Source organism: Burkholderia sp. AU16482, from assembly GCF_002223285.1.
Taxonomy (GTDB): Bacteria; Pseudomonadota; Gammaproteobacteria; order Burkholderiales; family Burkholderiaceae; genus Burkholderia; species Burkholderia semiarida.
In genome coordinates, this window is the sequence record NZ_NKEY01000006.1 from 907,064 (window position 1) to 923,406 (window position 16,343).

14 protein-coding genes are annotated in these 16,343 nt (G+C 66.7%); 7 read left to right on the forward strand and 7 right to left on the reverse strand.

Translation table 11 applies throughout. The features are described from left to right. Positions 1–24 precede the first annotated feature (24 nt). Positions 25–549, reverse strand: coding sequence for a metal-dependent hydrolase (locus CFB35_RS21470; RefSeq protein ID WP_059582234.1), 525 nt, complete (start codon positions 547–549; stop codon positions 25–27). A 399-nt stretch (positions 550–948) separates the two neighbouring features. On the opposite strand from CFB35_RS21470, the gene ggt reads away from it, so the two are divergent. Together ggt and ppk2 are read left to right on the forward strand one after the other, a co-directional pair. Next, entirely contained in the window at positions 949–2,670 is a 1,722-nt protein-coding gene (gene ggt / locus CFB35_RS21475; protein ID WP_059582231.1) for a gamma-glutamyltransferase, read from the forward strand. Between the two features lie 210 nt (positions 2,671–2,880). Beyond that, positions 2,881–3,831: a polyphosphate kinase 2 gene (gene ppk2, locus CFB35_RS21480; RefSeq protein WP_059582228.1), complete on the forward strand. Its 951-nt coding sequence runs from the start codon at positions 2,881–2,883 to the stop codon at positions 3,829–3,831. Positions 3,832–3,886: 55 nt separating this feature from the next. On the opposite strand, the gene CFB35_RS21485 is transcribed toward ppk2, so the two are convergent. From CFB35_RS21485 to CFB35_RS21495, 3 genes are all read right to left on the reverse strand, one after another. Further along, positions 3,887–4,174, reverse strand: a complete 288-nt coding sequence (locus CFB35_RS21485) for an H-NS family nucleoid-associated regulatory protein (protein ID WP_059582226.1) — start codon at positions 4,172–4,174, stop codon at positions 3,887–3,889. A gap of 175 nt (positions 4,175–4,349) precedes the next feature. Continuing rightward, a complete protein-coding gene (locus CFB35_RS21490) occupies positions 4,350–4,937 on the reverse strand; it encodes a YigZ family protein (RefSeq protein ID WP_059582223.1) in 588 nt (195 codons plus the stop codon). A gap of 154 nt (positions 4,938–5,091) precedes the next feature. Next, a complete protein-coding gene (locus CFB35_RS21495; protein ID WP_059583057.1) occupies positions 5,092–5,949 on the reverse strand; it encodes a LysR family transcriptional regulator in 858 nt (285 codons plus the stop codon). A 130-nt stretch (positions 5,950–6,079) separates the two neighbouring features. Here CFB35_RS21495 and CFB35_RS21500 point away from each other — a divergent pair, with 130 nt between their 5' ends. Then, positions 6,080–6,658, forward strand: coding sequence for a DUF4865 family protein (locus CFB35_RS21500; protein ID WP_179231772.1), 579 nt, complete (start codon positions 6,080–6,082; stop codon positions 6,656–6,658). Continuing rightward, on the forward strand, positions 6,658–6,780 hold the full coding sequence (locus CFB35_RS35415) for a hypothetical protein (RefSeq protein ID WP_256940225.1): 123 nt from the start codon (positions 6,658–6,660) through the stop codon (positions 6,778–6,780). Before CFB35_RS21500 ends, CFB35_RS35415 begins: the two co-directional genes overlap by 1 nt. Before the next feature lie 82 nt (positions 6,781–6,862). Here the strand turns inward: CFB35_RS35415 and CFB35_RS21505 are convergent, their stop codons facing one another. Further along, on the reverse strand, positions 6,863–9,064 hold the full coding sequence (locus CFB35_RS21505) for a glycoside hydrolase family 3 C-terminal domain-containing protein (protein ID WP_059583055.1): 2,202 nt from the start codon (positions 9,062–9,064) through the stop codon (positions 6,863–6,865). A gap of 577 nt (positions 9,065–9,641) precedes the next feature. On the opposite strand from CFB35_RS21505, the gene CFB35_RS21510 reads away from it, so the two are divergent. Further along, the gene (locus CFB35_RS21510) at positions 9,642–10,733 is read left to right on the forward strand and encodes an IS630 family transposase (RefSeq protein ID WP_059625722.1); all 1,092 of its coding nucleotides are present in this window, start codon (positions 9,642–9,644) and stop codon (positions 10,731–10,733) included. Here the strand turns inward: CFB35_RS21510 and CFB35_RS21515 are convergent. Continuing rightward, positions 10,730–11,989: an oligosaccharide flippase family protein gene (locus tag CFB35_RS21515; RefSeq protein ID WP_059574652.1), complete on the reverse strand. Its 1,260-nt coding sequence runs from the start codon at positions 11,987–11,989 to the stop codon at positions 10,730–10,732. The genes CFB35_RS21510 and CFB35_RS21515 overlap by 4 nt on opposite strands. A gap of 557 nt (positions 11,990–12,546) precedes the next feature. Here CFB35_RS21515 and CFB35_RS21520 point away from each other — a divergent pair. After that, positions 12,547–14,400: a serine aminopeptidase domain-containing protein gene (locus CFB35_RS21520; protein ID WP_089465546.1), complete on the forward strand. Its 1,854-nt coding sequence runs from the start codon at positions 12,547–12,549 to the stop codon at positions 14,398–14,400. Positions 14,401–14,555: 155 nt separating this feature from the next. On the opposite strand, the gene CFB35_RS21525 is transcribed toward CFB35_RS21520, so the two are convergent. Next, positions 14,556–15,026, reverse strand: coding sequence for a hypothetical protein (locus CFB35_RS21525; RefSeq protein WP_226094182.1), 471 nt, complete (start codon positions 15,024–15,026; stop codon positions 14,556–14,558). Positions 15,027–15,103: 77 nt separating this feature from the next. Between CFB35_RS21525 and CFB35_RS21530 the strand changes: the two genes are divergently transcribed. Continuing rightward, positions 15,104–16,330: a polysaccharide biosynthesis/export family protein gene (locus CFB35_RS21530; protein ID WP_059574648.1), complete on the forward strand. Its 1,227-nt coding sequence runs from the start codon at positions 15,104–15,106 to the stop codon at positions 16,328–16,330. The last annotated feature ends 13 nt before the right edge of the window (positions 16,331–16,343 follow it).

Genomic DNA, 16,343 nt, shown 5'->3' on the forward strand with positions numbered 1-16,343 from the left:
GTGCGTTACCAGCGCGAACCGTCCCTAGACGCGATGCATCCAGCCGAGCCAGTGTTGGACCAGCGGCGCACGCGACCACAGCGACTGCGCGAGCCACAGCGTGCCGCCCCATGCGGCGGCCACGACGATCAGGTCGCAATGTCCGCTGTTCCACAGGTTCAGCGAATGGCGCCGCCAGATCCACGGTACGCCGAGCGGATTGGGCCAGTCGGCGAGCAGATGCATCACGCCACCGCAGGCGAAGCCGAACAGCGGCGCGGCCCACGTCGGATGCGGATGATGGACGAGCCCGTGCCACCCGAGCGCGAGCAGCGCAATCCACCCGATACCCCAGTGCGTGATGGTGCGATGCGTGATCCACAGCCGGCGCTTGCGGGTCCACCAGGCGACTTCGAGCCAGTCGGGCGCGGTGCCGCCCGCGACGCCCGCCGCGAACGCGGCAAGCATGCCCGAGTGCCACGGGCCGGTCGCGCCGGTTTGCGCGACGAGGATGGCGGCGGCGACGCCGGCTGCGAAGCCGGATGCGTGATGCGCATTGTGTGATGCCATAGGGAGCGAGACGAAGAAACGTGAAGCGGCGCGTGCACGAAACGATGATGCGGCGCGCAAGCGGGGCGCTATCTTCGCAGATCGAACTGTGCAGCGGGCGGCCGGTTCGCAGATTTTTTCGCACCCGCTGCGGGGCCGGTCGCCCGGTTCGCAACTTTCGGTTTTGTTCGTTGCGCGCTGGCGCGCGTCGCGGACGATCTCGGACGATGCCCGGGCGCGTCGCGGCGCCGCAACGTGACCCCGCGCACGCAATCGGCGACGCTTTCGTCGCACCTCACGTGTTCGACCCTTTTTGTCCCCCTATACTACGAAGCCGGCATATGGCCGTCGGCGCGCCAGCGGCCATCCACGGATCAGGTGCTTTTCCTGCCTGAAGGAGATCCACATGGGGGACATGCAATGACTACGCTGAATCGCTTCAAATCATCCGCCGCCGTGTTGGCGACGGTGGCCGGCATCGGCTTCCTGCCGAATGCGCCGGCCTACGCGAAAGGGCCGCAGCCCGCGGTCCTGACGAGCTCCGCGGTGGCGGTGGCCGACAAGTACAGCGCGGATGCCGCGGAGCGAATCTTCAAGGAGGGCGGCAATGCGATCGACGCGGCCGTCGCGATTGCGTTCACGCTCGCGGTCACGTACCCGGAAGCCGGCAACATCGGCGGCGGCGGCTTCATGACGATCTACAAGGACGGCAAGCCGTACTTCATCGATTACCGCGAGCGCGCGCCGCTCGCCGCGACGAAGGACATGTACCTCGACAAGGACGGCAACGTCGTCAAGGGCATGAGCCTGTACGGCCCGCGCGCGGTCGGCGTGCCGGGCACGGTGGCGGGCATGTGGGAAGCGCAGAAGCGCTTCGGCAAGCTGAAGTGGAAGCAGGTGCTCGCGCCGGCGATCCACTATGCGCGCGACGGCTTCGTCGTCGATGAGCAGCTCGCGCAGCGCGGCGTCGACGCGTCGAAGGAATTCGGCGGCAAGACCAATTTCGACAAGTACTTCTCCGGGCTGAAGGCCGGCGCGAACTTCAAGCAGCCCGATCTCGCCGACGTGCTGACGCGCATCGCGGACGGCGGCGCGGAAGGTTTCTACAAGGGCAAGACGGCCGAGCTGATCGCCGCGTCGATGAAGACCGGCGACGGCAACGGGCTGATCACGACCGAGGATCTCGCGCAGTACCGCGCGGTGTGGCGCCAGCCGGTGCAGGCGAAGTGGAACGGCTACGACGTGATCACCGCGCCGCCCCCGAGTTCCGGCGGCATCGGCCTCGTGCAGTTGCTGAAGATGAAGGCCGATCTCAAGCAGGACTTCGAGGGCGTGAAGCTCAACTCGCCGCAGTACATCCATCTCGTCGCGGAAATCGAGAAGCGCGTGTTCGCCGACCGGGCGCAGTATCTCGGCGATCCCGACTTCTACAAGGTGCCGATCGCGCAGTTGACCGACGACGCATACATCGCGAAGCGCGCGGCCGAAGTCAACCCGAAGGAGCCGTCGGATACCAAGAGCGTGCAGCCGGGCCTCGGCACGACGATGCCGGAGAAGGCCGAAACGACGCACTTCTCGGTGGTCGACAAATGGGGCAACGCGGTGTCGAACACGTACACGATCAACGGCTATTTCGGCTCGGGCGTGATCGCCGACGGCACGGGCATCGTGCTGAACGACGAGATGGACGACTTCTCCGCGAAGCCGGGCGTCGCGAACATGTTCGGCGTGGTCGGCAGCGACGCGAACGCGATCGAACCGAGGAAGCGTCCGCTATCGTCGATGTCGCCGACGATCATGACGAAGGACGGCAAGGTGTCGCTCGTGATCGGCACGCCGGGCGGCTCGCGCATCTTCACGTCGATCTTCCAGGTGATCAACAACATCTACGACTTCAAGATGCCGTTGAAGGAAGCGGTCGGCGCGATGCGATTCCATCACCAACTGCTGCCGCCGAACACGATCTTCTGGGAACCGTACCACCCGATCGAAGGCGAACTCGCGAAGCAGATCGAGGCGCGCGGCTATACGCTGAAGGGGCAGGATTTCAGCGGCGACATCCAGGTCATCAAGATCGACGGCAAGACGCCGGAAGCGATGGCCGATCCGCGCGGGCGGGGCGTGACGCGGATCATTCGTTGAGGTGACGTTGACGTGAAGCGATGCGTGCGCGTCGGCGAAAGCGGCCGCGTACGCCGTTCGGCAGCCGGTGTGTCGACCCGGCTGCCGATTTTTTTGGCCGGTCGTTCGGATGAAGCCCGCGATCCGCGGTTGCCCCCATTTTCATGAATTTGACGCGCGACGCTGGGATAATGGCCGAGTTTGGCTGCGTCAACGATGGAAGGAGGCCCCATGGGCGACAAGGATACCCGCGAGACCGAGGACAACCGCGCCGATACGAACTCGATGGAAGCGCGCCAGCGCCGTTTCGAAGAGGATCTCGTCGACGCGTACGACGAAGAGCTCGAGATGGAGCTCGACGATCGCCGCTTCGACAACGGTGAAGACCTGTTGTTCTCGCCCGAGCGTCGCGAAGCGCGCAAGGAATATTTCCGCGAGCTGTTCCGCTTGCAAGGCGAGCTCGTGAAACTGCAGGACTGGGTCGTGGAAACCGGGCACCGGCTCGTCGTGATTTTCGAGGGGCGTGACGCGGCCGGCAAGGGCGGTGCGATCAAGCGCATCACGCAGCGCCTGAACCCGCGCGTGTGCCGCGTCGCCGCGCTGCCGGCGCCGAACAACCGCGAGCGCACGCAATGGTACTTCCAGCGCTATGTTGCGCATCTGCCGGCAGGCGGCGAGATCGTGCTGTTCGACCGCAGCTGGTACAACCGCGCGGGCGTCGAGCGCGTGATGAATTTCTGCACCGACGACGAGTACGAGGAATTTTTCCGGTCGGTGCCGGAGTTCGAGAAGATGCTCGTGCGCAGCGGGATCCAGATCGTCAAGTACTGGTTCTCGATCACCGATCGCGAACAGGAGATGCGCTTCCAGAGCCGGATCGAGGATCCGCTGAAGCAGTGGAAGCTGAGCCCGATGGATCTCGAAAGCCGCCGCCGCTGGGAGGCTTATACGGCCGCGAAGGAAGAGATGCTGCAGCGCACGCATATTCCGGAGGCGCCGTGGTGGGTCGTGCAGGCCGTCGACAAGAAGCGCGCGCGGCTGAATTGCATTCACCATCTGCTCGGCCAGGTGCCGTATCACGAGGTGCCGCGCCCGACGATCGATCTGCCGCAGCGCGAGCATCACGAGGATTACATCCGCCGGCCGGTGCCGGACCACATGATCGTGCCGGACGTCTATTGAGCGGTTCGGGGCGGCTGGATCGGCCACGGAGGCGCGCCGTGCCGCGCGGCGCGCGTTACTCCCGGATCAGGAACGCGGCGCGGTCGCGGCCGGCGATCCAGGCGGGCGTGCGACCGCGTCCGCTCCAGGTGGCGCCCGTCGCCGGATCGCGATATTTCGCGCCGATGGTGAACAGCTTCGCGCGACCGCTGTAACCCTGCCCGAAGACCTCCCGCGCGGTCAGCGCATGATCCGTCACGATCTGGCGTACCTGCATCAGTGCCGCTTGGCGTTCGCGGCGGCGCGCGGCCCGGATGCGCCGATCCAGTTCCGCGAGCTGGGCCTGCAGTTTTTGCAGTTGCATGCGTCCGATATCCCCGTAGCTGAATTCTGATGATTGGCAGAGGTGCGATGTGCCGCATGTCTGCACGCCCGACCAGACGTTGGCAGAACGCATGGCGGGCAACACCGGAAGATTAAGTTTCAGCGCGCGGGTTTTCTATCGGACGTATCCGATTTTTCACGGGAATCTGTCCGCCTTACAGTGCGGGGAAGCCCGAGCGTCCTTGCGTCAGGTCGAACAGTTCGGATTTTGCTGCCGCCTCGGCCGTTTCCGGCAGCTTGATCACGAGCTTCACCGTCATCCCGTAAGCGCTGTCCACCAGATCGTAGCCGGCCTGTTCGATCCAGCGGCGCACGCGCGCCTCTTCCGGGTAGCCGATCTCGATCGCGAGCCGCGTGTGGCGAATGCGCTCGACGCGTTCGGCATCGAGCAGCGCCGATGCGATCGCATCGGTGTACGCACGCACCAGCCCGCCCGCGCCGAGTTTCACGCCGCCGTAGTAACGCACGACCGCGCCGAGCACGCCGTCGAGATCGTGATGGCGCAGCACTTCGAGGATCGGCCGGCCCGCCGTGCCGGACGGCTCGCCGTCGTCCGACATGCCCGACTGGCCGCCGGCCAGCAGCGCCCAGCACACGTGGGTGGCCGCCGGATGCTCGTCGCGCAGGCGTTGCAGTACCTGCATCGCGGCATCGCGGTCGTCGACGGGAACCGCGTACGCGATGAAACGGCTCTTGCGGATTTCGAGTTCGCGGACGTAAGAGGTGGCGAGCGAGTAACTCATGCGTCGCGACGCGGAAAGTGTAGGGAAATCAAGGCGATGATGGCTGGTCGATGCGTTTGGCGTTGGCCTGCGGACGGATATCGTCTGCATGAGCGGAGGGCGAAGACGGAATTTTACCGTGGCGCGCGCCGAAGCATTTCGGTGACGCGCGGCATCAACGTACGCCGATCGACGAGCGCAGCGCCGCGGCCAGCGTGCGCAGCGCCTGCCGGGCACGCGCATCGGTCAGGCTCGAGTAGAGCACCACGTCGCGCGTCGGCAACGGCGGGAGCCCGTAGCGCATCCCCACGTCGACGGTGCCGGCGGGCGCGACGCGATGCCCGAGCGCCGCGACGGCCAGGCCCGCGGACACCGCCGCGCCGATCGTCGCCACGCCGCCGCCGACAAAGACTTCCGTCCACGCGACGCCGGCTTCGTCCAGTGCGCCGACCGCCATGCGGCGCACGCTGCACGGTTCGGCCTGCGTGGCGAGCCGCAGCGGTTGCGGCGGATGGTACTCGAAATCGGCCGCCGCCATCCAGCCGAACGACTCCGACAGGATCGTTTCGCCGTCGAGCCGCCGGCTGTCGTGCTGCAATGCGACGGCCGCATCGAGCTGGCCGCGATCGAACGCATCGAGCACGTCACGCGACGTGGCGACGCGAATCTCCAGCACGAGCGCCGGCTCCGCTTCGCTCATCCGCCGCAGCAGCATCGGGAGATCGGCGCCGACGACATGGTGGCTGACGCCGATCACGAGCCGTCGCTGGCTCGTGCCGAACGCGCTGATCGCACCATGGTGAGCGGCCACCAGTTCGCGCGCCGGTTCCAGGAACGCGGTGCCGTCGGCCGACAGGCGAACCTGCCGCGGCGTGCGTTCCAGCAGGCGGCGGCCCAGCCCGTCTTCCAGCCGCTTGATCTTCAGGCTCACCGCCGACTGCGTCGTGTCCAGCGCTTGCGCGGCCCGCGTGAAGCTCCTGAGGTCGGCGGTCAGCACAAATGCCTGCACGGCTTCGATGTCGAGCGTTTTCATCGCACCCTTCTTCATTTCAGAATCGAATCATTGAAATATTCTGCCATCTACTTTTTAAATGATTCAAGGTCTTTTACGCTGGCTCCATGTCGTCCGGAATACCGTCCGTTTCTTTCGCCAGGAGTCGATCATGCTGACCGCGTACTACGTGCACCGCCTGCCGGCGGATTACGACCTCGACATCATCCGCCATCGCGTGCGCGAGCGCGGCAGGCTGTGGGACGACACGCCGGACCTGCTGTTCAAGGGCTTCCTGCTGCGCGAGGCCGGCCGCCACGGCGCGACGGAAAACGGCTACGCATCGTTTTATCTGTGGCGCAACGAACAGGCGTTCGCGCGGTTCGTGACGGACGGCCGCTATCGGGTCGTGACGGACAGCTTCGGCCGCGCGCCGATCGATACGCGGGTTGCGCTCGATGCACGCAAGGGCAGTGCGTCGGCGGGACGTTTCGCGCGTCTCGAAACCATCGAGATTCCGGCGGACGCCGATCTCGATGCGGCATTGGCGCGGGAGATCGCACGCAATCGCGAAGCGGCGGCTCGGCAGGGTGTGGTCGCGGCGGCCGTCAGTCTCGATCCGCTGTGCTGGCGGCTCACGCGTGCGCTCGTGACGGAACATGAGCCGGACGACGGCGGCGCGGGCACGGTGTACCAGGTCCTGCATCTGGCGACGCCGTTGCTCGACACGCTGGAAGCGGGCGGCGCGTGATGGCCGGCATCGCGTCGCGATTGCCGACCGGCGTGGTGATTGCCGCGCATCTGGCGGGTGTGGTGGCAGGCATCGCCGCGATTGCGGCGCTTGCGACGGTGCTGGCGCTGCTGGTCAGGTAAGGCGCTTCAGCGCGCCGAGGGGTTGCGCGGGAGCGCCGCACGCATGATGCACGGCGCCCCCGGTCGCTTCATCGTCGCTCGTTCAATGGCTCTGCAAGCGGATATCGCGCGACGACGCGCCGACATACACGGTTCCGCCCGGGACGACCCGCCAGCCGTTGCGCGACGTATCCCACACGCTCTGCATCCGCGGCGACACGGTCACGCGCACGCGCCGGGCCTCGCCCGGATTCAGCCGGATCTTGTCCCAGCCGACCAGCCGCTTCGGCGGCTCGTCCTTGTACGGCACGCCGAGATAGACCTGCGGTATTTCGGCGCCGGCGACGCGCCCGTCGTTGCGCACGGTAAACGCGACGCTCAGCGAGCCGTCCCATTGCTTCGACACCGACAGGCCCGAATACGTGAAGTGCGTATACGACAGGCCGTAGCCGAACTCGAACATCGGCTTGATGTTGCGCGCGTCATACCAGCGGTAGCCCATGTTCAGCTTTTCCGCGTACACCGGGTCGGTCTCGAACGCGCCGTTTTGCCCCCACGTCGGCGAATCCTGATCGCGCGCCGGGAATGTCACGGGCAGCTTGCCGGACGGATTGACCGCACCGAACAGCACGTTCGCGATCGCCTTGCCGCCGGCCTCGCCCGGATACCACGCCTCGACGATGGCCGACACGTTGTCCTTCCACGGCATCAGCACCGGGTTGCCGCTCTGGACGACGACGATCGTATGCGGATTCGCGCGCGCGACGGCTTCGACGAGCGCATCCTGGTTCGACGGGTTCGCGAGGCTCAGGCTCTGCAGCTCGCCGAAATCCTCGCCGGCCGGCTGCGCGACCACGACGATCGCGACATCCGAGCGGCCCGCGAGCGCCGCGGCCTGATCGATTTCCTGCTGCGTGTACGCGCGGAACGGCGACTGCTGGTCGCTGTTGCCCGCATACGTGACCTGTGCGGCCGGCGCCAGCGCGCGAATCGCCGCGACGATCGGCACGTCGACCTTGAGCCACGGATTGCGCCACCAGCTGCACCCGGTCGACGACCCGAACGTCAGGCCGCCGCAACCGGCGAACGAACCCGATACCGGATCGCGCGTATTGCCCGAGCCGCCGCCGGACAGCACGGCCGCATCCGCATGGCCGCCGATCACGGCGATACGCGACAGCGCCGACGCGACGAGCGGCAACTGGTTGCCGTCGTTCTTCAGCAGAACGATCGATTGCTCGGCCGCCGCCTGCGCGAACCGGTTCCCGGCCGCGAAATCGATCGTGCCGCCGCCCTGGGCCGGATCGTCCATCACGCCGACGCGGATCATCACGGCGAGCTTGCGGCGCACCATGTCGTCGAGGCGCGCGGTCGACACCGAGCCGTTCGCGATCGCCTGCTTGACGGCCGCCGGCGTCAGGTACACGCTCGGCCCGACGTCTTCTTCCTCGTCCAGCCCGGCATTGATCGCGGCGGCGGTGCTGTGCGTGGCGCCCCAGTCGGACTGCACCTGGCCCTGGAAGCCCCATTCGTTCTTCAGCACGTCGTTCAGCAGGTGCGGGTTCTCGCACGCATAGGTGCCGTTCAGGCGGTTGTAGCTGCACATCACGCTGCCGGGCCGGCCGCGCTTCGCGGCGATCTCGAACGGCAGCAGGTACAGCTCGCGCAGCGTGCGTTCGTCGATCTGCGTATTGCCGCCCATCCGGCCGTGCTCCTGCTCGTTGCCCGCGTAGTGCTTGATCGTGGCGATGACTTTCTGCCGCTGCGTGGCAAGCGTGCGTTCGGCGAGCAGGTCGCCGGCGAGCAGCGGATCCTCGCCGAGATACTCGAACAGGCGGCCGCCGCGCGGCTCGCGCGCGAGATTGGTGCCGCCGGCGAGGCCCATGCCGAATCCTTGCGCACGCAACTGGATCGCGACCTGCTTGCCGTAGTCGTACGACAGCCGTCGATCCCAGCTCGCGGCGACCGCGATCGTGGCCGGGAACGTCGTGCTGGCCTGCGACGTGCTGCCGGAGCCGGTCGCCGAATCGACCATGTTGAGATCGGGAATGCCGAGCCGCGGCACGCCCTGGATGTAGCCGGCGCCGCCGCCCGGCACCTTGGACATTTCGTATTGCGAATGAATGAACTGGAGTTTCTCGTCGAGCGTCATCTTGCGCACGAGCAGGTCGGCGCGCCGTTGCGCGGCGGCCGATGCGAACGTGTCGATCGCGTCGCCCTGCGCATTGAAATCGGCGTCGCCGGCGTAGGCGGTGGTGCAGAGGGTCGCTGCCAGCACGACGGCCGGCCAGAGGGTGTCCCGCATGTTGTTCTCCATGATCGTATTGCCGGTTGTTCGGATGATGTCTGGAGCTGCGTACGTCCGGTGGATTCGCACCGGACGCATTCGGCTGGCGAAGCAGGGTGGATGCGCGTCGGCATGCCAGGCCGGGCGGGGAATCGTTACGGCCGGTTGGGCCCCGATCGAACCAGACGGACGGCGACGCGGACCGCCCGGCACTGTCGAATCGGATGTAGCGGTTCTCTGCTGCGGCTAATGGTATGAATGTAGTTTGACTACAGCATCGGTGTTTCTACCGATACGTGTGATCTTTATTTCGTAGGGGCGCGCGGCGGGGTGGAAAGGCGGTCATCGTTCCCGATGGGACATGCGCGGCGGAGTAAGAAGTACCTGCGCGCGAGCGTTCCGACGGGCGGGAGGTCGGGAAGCGAGTGCCCGCGCGATACGGTTGGTTGCGCAAGCATCGAATGGAACACTGACGGATGCCGGCCGCGTCGGGGCGGAACCGGGCAGCACCGACGGCGTGCTAGTGTCCTGTTCCGTTGTTAACTGGTCTATCTTCGCGTAGCATGTTGACGTCAACGGAACGGGAGACGTCAGCATGGCGATGGGACGACCGAAGGCGGAACTGGTGCTGAGCGAAGACGAGCGTTCGCAACTGATGTCGATCGCGCGTTCTCGCTCGATTTCGGCTGCGCTGGTCTCGCGGGCGCGTATCGTGTTGGCGGCTGCGGACGGCGAGCCCAACAGCGCGATCGCGCAGCGCCTGCAACTCACGCGTGCCACGGTGGGCAAGTGGCGTCTGCGGTTTCTGGAGCAGCGAATCAACGGACTCTACGATGAAGTACGTCCCGGCAAGCCGCGTACCATCGACGACGAGCGGTTGGCCCAACTGATTCACAAGACCCTGCACACGAAGCCGGCAGATGGATCCACTCATTGGAGTGTGCGCACGATTGCCGCCGAAACCGCCATCTCGCCGACAAGCGTGCACCGTTACTTCAAACTGCTGGGCCTGCAGCCGCACCGAAGTGAAAGCTTCAAGCTCTCGACCGATCCGTTCTTCATCGAGAAACTGCGCGATGTGGTCGGCTTGTATCTGAGTCCACCGGAGAACGCGCTGGTGCTGTGCGTGGACGAGAAGAGTCAATGTCAGGCGCTCGAGCGTACACAACCCATGCTGCCGATGGGTTTCGGCTACGTCGAAGGCGTTACTCACGACTACGTCCGTCATGGCACCACGACGTTGTTTGCCGCCCTGAATGTCCTCAATGGCGCCGTGCTCGCTACCTGCAAGCCGCGCCATCGACATCAGGAATTCCTGTCGTTTCTGCGCGAAATCGACAAGGCCGTGCCAGCCGAACTCGACGTGCACTGCATCGTCGACAACTACGGCAGTCACAAGCATCCGAAGGTCAAGGCGTGGCTGGCGGCACGCCCCCGCTGGCATATGCATTTCATTCCCACCTACAGTTCGTGGCTCAACCAGGTCGAACGCTTCTTTGCGTTGATCACCGACAAGGCGATTCGTAGAGGCTCGTTCGGCTCGGTCAAACAACTGGTCAAGCGAATCGATCAATTCGTTTCCCACTACAACGAAAACTGCAAACCGTTCGTCTGGACCGCGTCAGCCGATTCCATCCTCGAAAAGCTGCATCGACTTTGCTCGCGAATCAGCGGAACAGGACACTAGCCGCGTCGCGCGACCGGACTGCCGGGCATCGGAATTCCGGCGCGATAGACGACGGTCGCGAGTGCCGCGGCCACCGCGGCCTCGGCTGTCAGCACGGCGACGGCGGCGCCCAGTTCGGCGAAGTACTTTGCGAGCACGGGTACCAGCACGATGTTCAGAATACCCGATGACATCAGGATTCGCGTGAATGCCGACTTCATCCCGAGCGGCAGCATCGTCTGCACACCGAACAGGTCCGTCATGCCGGCCATGAACGGAATGAAGGCCATCCAGCGCAGCACCTGGACCGTCGGTTCGTACGAAGGCCCATAGAGAATGCGCACGGCGAGCGGCGCACCGAAGAAGATCGCGAGCGAGATGCCGAGCACCATCGCGACCTGCACGACGAACAGCTTGCGCAGGAACGAGAACGCGTCGTTGCGCGCGTGCCGCATCAGGTAGCTGATGCGCGGATACGTGGCGGCCTTCAGCGGCTGCAGCATGCTGAGCGCCGCGCGGATCAGCTTGTCGCCTGCGGCGAAGTAACCGGCCGCGACGTTGCCCGAGACGAAGCCGAGCAGCACGGTGTTGGTCGACGCGTAGAACGCGATCGACGTCGACGCGAGAAACACCTGCCAGCCGCCTTTCAGCGATTCGGCGATGTCGGCCGCGCCGACGCGCACGAAGTCGATTTCGCGGTTGAAATACAGATAGGCCGCCAGCGCGATCGCGGACAGCGTCGGCACCGCCGCGTTGACGATCATCGCACGGTCGATGTCCGCCGGGCTGTGCACGAGCGCGAACATGGCCGGCAGGCTCAGGATGCGCCCGATGAACAGGATCACGCTGAGCGCGCGCAGCTTTTCCATTCCCTGGAAATACCAGCCCGGCGTGAACGCCACGCCGGCGACCATCCCGAAGCCGATCAGCAACAGATCGCGGTCTTCGCCGAAGCGGCCGACCAGCATGATCAGCCCGACCAGCACGATGAAACAGATCACCGCGATGCCGATCTGCGCGTACAGCGTCGCCCAGAAGATGCGCGAGCGTTCGGCGCGGTTGTCGCGCGCGAGCGCGATGCGTGGCGTGGCGGTCAGGTCGAAGCTGTAGCTCGTGCAGTTGGTGAGATACGCAATGACGGCGAGCGAGAACGCGAGCTGCCCGTAGCCTTCGGGCCCGAGTGCGTGCGTCAGCAGCGGTGCGATCAGGAGCGGCACCGCGTACATCGAAATCTGCAACGTCAGCAGCAGCAGGAAATTCTTCTTGAGGTTTGACATTCGCTCGGTCGGCGCCGTGGGTGTCGCAGGGCGGCGGCATGGGGCCGCGGTGCGCGCGTGCATCCGGTCGGCGCTGACCCGGTTGCATGGGTGGGTGGCGCGTCCGGCGTCGCCCGGTATGGCCACATCGTATGGCGGCCATGATACGGGCCGCACGGGACGACTCTGTTCGCGAGCCTACCGTTCGCGGATTCCGTTCGTACGCGCGGCATGCATCCCGACACCGCGCGCCGTCGCCCGTCGTCGTACCGCGATAGCGATGAAGCTATTTGTAAGCTGGCGCACCGAAGGACGCTCGAACCGGGTGCTTTAATCGAGCGCACTGTTTTGGTTCACGGTGCGAGCCGTCCGATGACGCCTCGGGCACGCAACGTCACCTCCCGCGGGCATGGGGAGCAGGACAACACATGGAACCGGACGGGGACCGCGCAGGGGCGCGGCCGGGCCGCTGCCGCGCATTCGTCGAGCAGTCGCACGATCGTGGAATCGCTCGTTCCGGCGGAGCCGCCGGAACGCGTGTCCGCGTCCGATAAAAATACCGATCCGAGGAGTACCGATTGAAGCCCATTACGTTCGGCAGTTGCGTGGGGTGGCTGCACGAAGGACAGACGACACAAGGGGTGATCCTGTGCGAATCGTTGGGACACGAGGCATCGTGGACGCACAAGCTCATGCGGGCGATCGCCGAGCGCCTTGCCCGCGACGGCGTCACGGTGTTGCGATTCAACTATCCGTGCACCGGCGATTCCGCGGGCGACGATCGTGACGCCGATCGGCACGCCGCCACCCTCGGCAGCATTCACGATGCGATCGATCTGCTGCGCGACCAGGTCGGTGTCGCGTCGCTGACGCTCGTCGGCATCCGCGCGGGTGCGCTGTTCGCGATGCTGGCCGCCGCAGGCGACGGGCAGCACCCGTCGCGGCGCGTCGACGCCATGGTGGCGCTCGCGCCGGTCGTGCGCGGGCGCGCTTATCTTCGCGAGCTGTCGTTCGTGCATCGCCAGTGGCTCGACATCACGTCGCCTGCGATTCGCGCCGCACATCGCGACGAGCCGTGCATGAACGTGCTCGGGCACCGCTTTCCCGACGATTTCGTCGCTGCATTGAAGGCGGTCGATCTGTGCGACGTCGTGCGCGACGCACCGACGCTGCCTCGCGCGATGCTGCTGATTCAGCCCGATCAGGACGAGCCCGCGTTGCGCGATGCGCTGCTCGCGCGGGGCGTGAACGTGGCGACCGAACCGTTCCGCGAATGGCCCACGACGATGCTGGACGGTACACGCTCGCGTCTGCCGCTCGCGGCCATCGACACGCTCGCGAACTGGATCGTCGAACGCGCGCCGCACACGGCCGCCGGCGTCGACCTGACGTGGCGGCCGGATCCGCCATGGAACGGCGAATCGGCCGCGGCGCTCGACATGATCGACATGACCGAGCAGGTCGTCGCGGTCGGGCCGGACCGGTTGGTCGGCGTGCTGTGCCGTCCCGCCGATACGGGGCCGGCGCATCCCGTCGCGCCGGCGCTCGTGATCGCGAACACGTCGACGAATCCGCGAAGCGGCGAAGGGCGCTTCAGCGTGCGCCTCGCGCGGACGCTCGCGCGCGCCGGCGTCACGACGTTGCGGCTCGACGTGAACGGCGTCGGCGACAGCGGGGCCGCCGCGCCCGACGACCAGTCTCCCGTCGTGTATTCGGCGCGGTCGAGTGACGACGTGGCGGCCGCCGCCGATTGGCTGCGTGGGCTTGGTCATCCGGACGTGGTCGCGGCCGGCATCTGCTCCGGCGCCTATGCGGCATTGCATGCGGCCGTGAAGACGCCATCGCTCGGCGGCGTGATCGCGATCAACCTGGCGCGCTTCGTGTGGCCGGCCGGCCTCTCGCTGGACGCGGTGCAGAAGCAGCGGAACAACTCGGTGCGCGGCTACTGGCTGTCGGTACGCGACTGGCAGAAGTGGAAACGCCTCGTGCGCGAACGGCGCGATTTACGGCCGATCGTGCGGGCCGTCGCCGCCAATGCGATCGCGCGGGTCAGCGTACCGGTGAAGGAGGCGGCCGGGCGCGTCGGCTGGAAGCCGCGCGTGGGCACACCACGCGGCGTGATGCACGTGCTTGCGCAACGCGATGTCCGGACGACGCTCGTCTATGGCGCGCTCGATCCCGGCATCGACGATGTCCGCCGCCATTTCGGCGCGATCGAGCATGCGTTCAGGTGCTCGCGTCACGTACGGCTGCACCTCGAGCCGCAGGTCGATCACGCGGTATACGGCGCGGTCGGCACGGATATCGTGATCGAGCGGTGCTTGCAGGCGCTCGGTCGCGACTTGACGAGGCCGGTCGTGCACGCCGCCGATCCTGTCGCGCTCGAAGCGGCGGGGGGATCGTACGCAAACGTGTCGGTCGGCAGGCCGTGATGCGCGTCGTGCCGCATGCGTCGGCGCCGCGGGGCGCGATCCCGGCATCGTATGAAGATCGACGTTCGGTGGGGTCGCTCACAGACGCGCGGCTCGCCGTAGTGTCCAATCCCTTATCGATGCATGCACGGTTGTGCCCCGACCAGCCGGATGTGTCAGTTCCGATCGCCCGGCTCCGCATAGGGTGATTTCGCGTAGGGCGATGCGTACAACGTGTCGCTGCGCCATACGTCGTCGGTGGGCGCATTAGCCACCTGCGGGCGATGCGGTCTCGCCGGCACGAGCGGCCGGCGCAACGTGATGCGGGCCCGCGTGTCGGGCTGGACGGCGGTGCTCGCGGCTGAACGAGCGAGCGCGGGCGCCACGGCCGCGGATGCGGTCGCGGCTGGCTCGGCGATTGCAGCCGCGCCGGGGGCTTGCGCCGAGCGTTGTGGCGGCACGGGCGCAACGCGCGTCGACGATGCGAGGAGCGGTGTGTCGGCCGGTGTGCCGGACAGCGTTTGCGCACCGGCGGCACAGACGAAGCCGGCCGACGCGATGTAGAGGAACGGCGCAAGCGACGAAGAGAAGTTCATGACGAATCGCAGGGAGTGACGTGCGGTGAAGAGGGTGGTGCGGCACTGCAATGCAAGCCGCGCTGGGCAAGCGTAATGCCGGAATTCGCCGCGTTCGGCGGGTTACCGCACAGTTTTGGAAGGACACCATGTCAATCACCACGCAACCGGAATCGACGCGCGGCACGCGGCGGCCATGCTGGGCCGGCGCCGGCCGTGCGCCGTGGCTGTCGCGCATGGCGATCGTGGCGGCCGCGTGCGCGCTGAGCGCATGCGCGCTGTCGCCCGGCATGACTTACCGCGCGCCGGCGGAGCGCGACGCGAATGCGCGCGTGAGCGCCGACGCATCGGGCTCGGGCGGCCTCGACGGCGTGCAGAACGTGTCGAGCGAGGATCTGATCGAGATCACGCCGGCATTCGTCGCACAGCACCATGCGGGGCGGCCGGCCAACGTCGACGCGGAGATCCGTCAGTTGTTCGGCAAGCCGACGCCGTACACGATCGGCCCCGGCGACGTGCTGAGCATCATCGTCTGGGACCACCCCGAATTGAACCTGCCGACGACGCAGACGGTCGGCGGCGGCGACGGCGTCGGCGCCAGCTCGGTCGCGACGGGCTACACGGTCGACGCGGCCGGCAACGTCCAGTTCGCGTATGCGGGCCTCGTGCACGTGGCAGGACTGACCGAGGCACAGGCGCGCGCGCTGCTGATGAAGCGGCTCGGCGAATACGTGCGCAAGCCGCAGCTCGCGCTGCGCGTGCAGAGCTACCGCAGCAAGCGCGTCTATCTCGACGGCGAAGTGCGCACGCCGGGTTTGCAGATCGTCAACGACATGCCGATGACGCTGCCCGAGGCGATCGACCGCGCGGGTGGCTTCACGCCGACGGCGGATCGCTCGCAGGTGTCGGTGACGCGCGGCGACACGACCGTGAACGTGAGCCTGCCCGCACTGATCGCGGCGGGCGTGAATCCGTCGAACATCCTGCTGCGCGACGGCGATCTCGTACGCGTGCGCGCGGCGAGCGACGCGAAGGTATTCGTGCTCGGCGAAGTATCGCGGCCCGCGACGCTGACGTTGACCGACGGCCGGATGAGCCTCGGCGAGGCGCTCGGCGACACGGGCGGCGTGAGCCAGTACACGTCGGACGCGCGTCAGGTGTTCGTCGTGCGCCGCGGCCCCGACAATCGCCCGCGCGTGTACCACCTCGACGGCAGCTCGCCCGCGTCGTTCGCGCTCGCCGACCAGTTTCCGCTCGAGCGGCGCGACGTCGTGTTCGTCGATGCGTCGTCGCTGGTGCGCTGGAGTCGCGTCGTGAACCTGCTGATTCCGTCGTCCGCGCAAGGTGCGCTGACGGCGAAAGCCATTTCGCCGTGATGCCCGAGGCGGA

Coding starts and splice junctions, on each gene's coding strand:
- CFB35_RS21470 (WP_059582234.1), bottom strand. CDS start 549: ATGGCATCACACAATGCGCATCACGCATCCGGCTTCGCAGCCGGCGTC.
- ggt (WP_059582231.1), top strand. CDS start 949: ATGACTACGCTGAATCGCTTCAAATCATCCGCCGCCGTGTTGGCGACG.
- ppk2 (WP_059582228.1), top strand. CDS start 2,881: ATGGGCGACAAGGATACCCGCGAGACCGAGGACAACCGCGCCGATACG.
- CFB35_RS21485 (WP_059582226.1), bottom strand. CDS start 4,174: ATGCAACTGCAAAAACTGCAGGCCCAGCTCGCGGAACTGGATCGGCGC.
- CFB35_RS21490 (WP_059582223.1), bottom strand. CDS start 4,937: ATGAGTTACTCGCTCGCCACCTCTTACGTCCGCGAACTCGAAATCCGC.
- CFB35_RS21495 (WP_059583057.1), bottom strand. CDS start 5,949: ATGAAAACGCTCGACATCGAAGCCGTGCAGGCATTTGTGCTGACCGCC.
- CFB35_RS21500 (WP_179231772.1), top strand. CDS start 6,080: ATGCTGACCGCGTACTACGTGCACCGCCTGCCGGCGGATTACGACCTC.
- CFB35_RS35415 (WP_256940225.1), top strand. CDS start 6,658: ATGGCCGGCATCGCGTCGCGATTGCCGACCGGCGTGGTGATTGCCGCG.
- CFB35_RS21505 (WP_059583055.1), bottom strand. CDS start 9,064: ATGCGGGACACCCTCTGGCCGGCCGTCGTGCTGGCAGCGACCCTCTGC.
- CFB35_RS21510 (WP_059625722.1), top strand. CDS start 9,642: ATGGCGATGGGACGACCGAAGGCGGAACTGGTGCTGAGCGAAGACGAG.
- CFB35_RS21515 (WP_059574652.1), bottom strand. CDS start 11,989: ATGTCAAACCTCAAGAAGAATTTCCTGCTGCTGCTGACGTTGCAGATT.
- CFB35_RS21530 (WP_059574648.1), top strand. CDS start 15,104: ATGTCAATCACCACGCAACCGGAATCGACGCGCGGCACGCGGCGGCCA.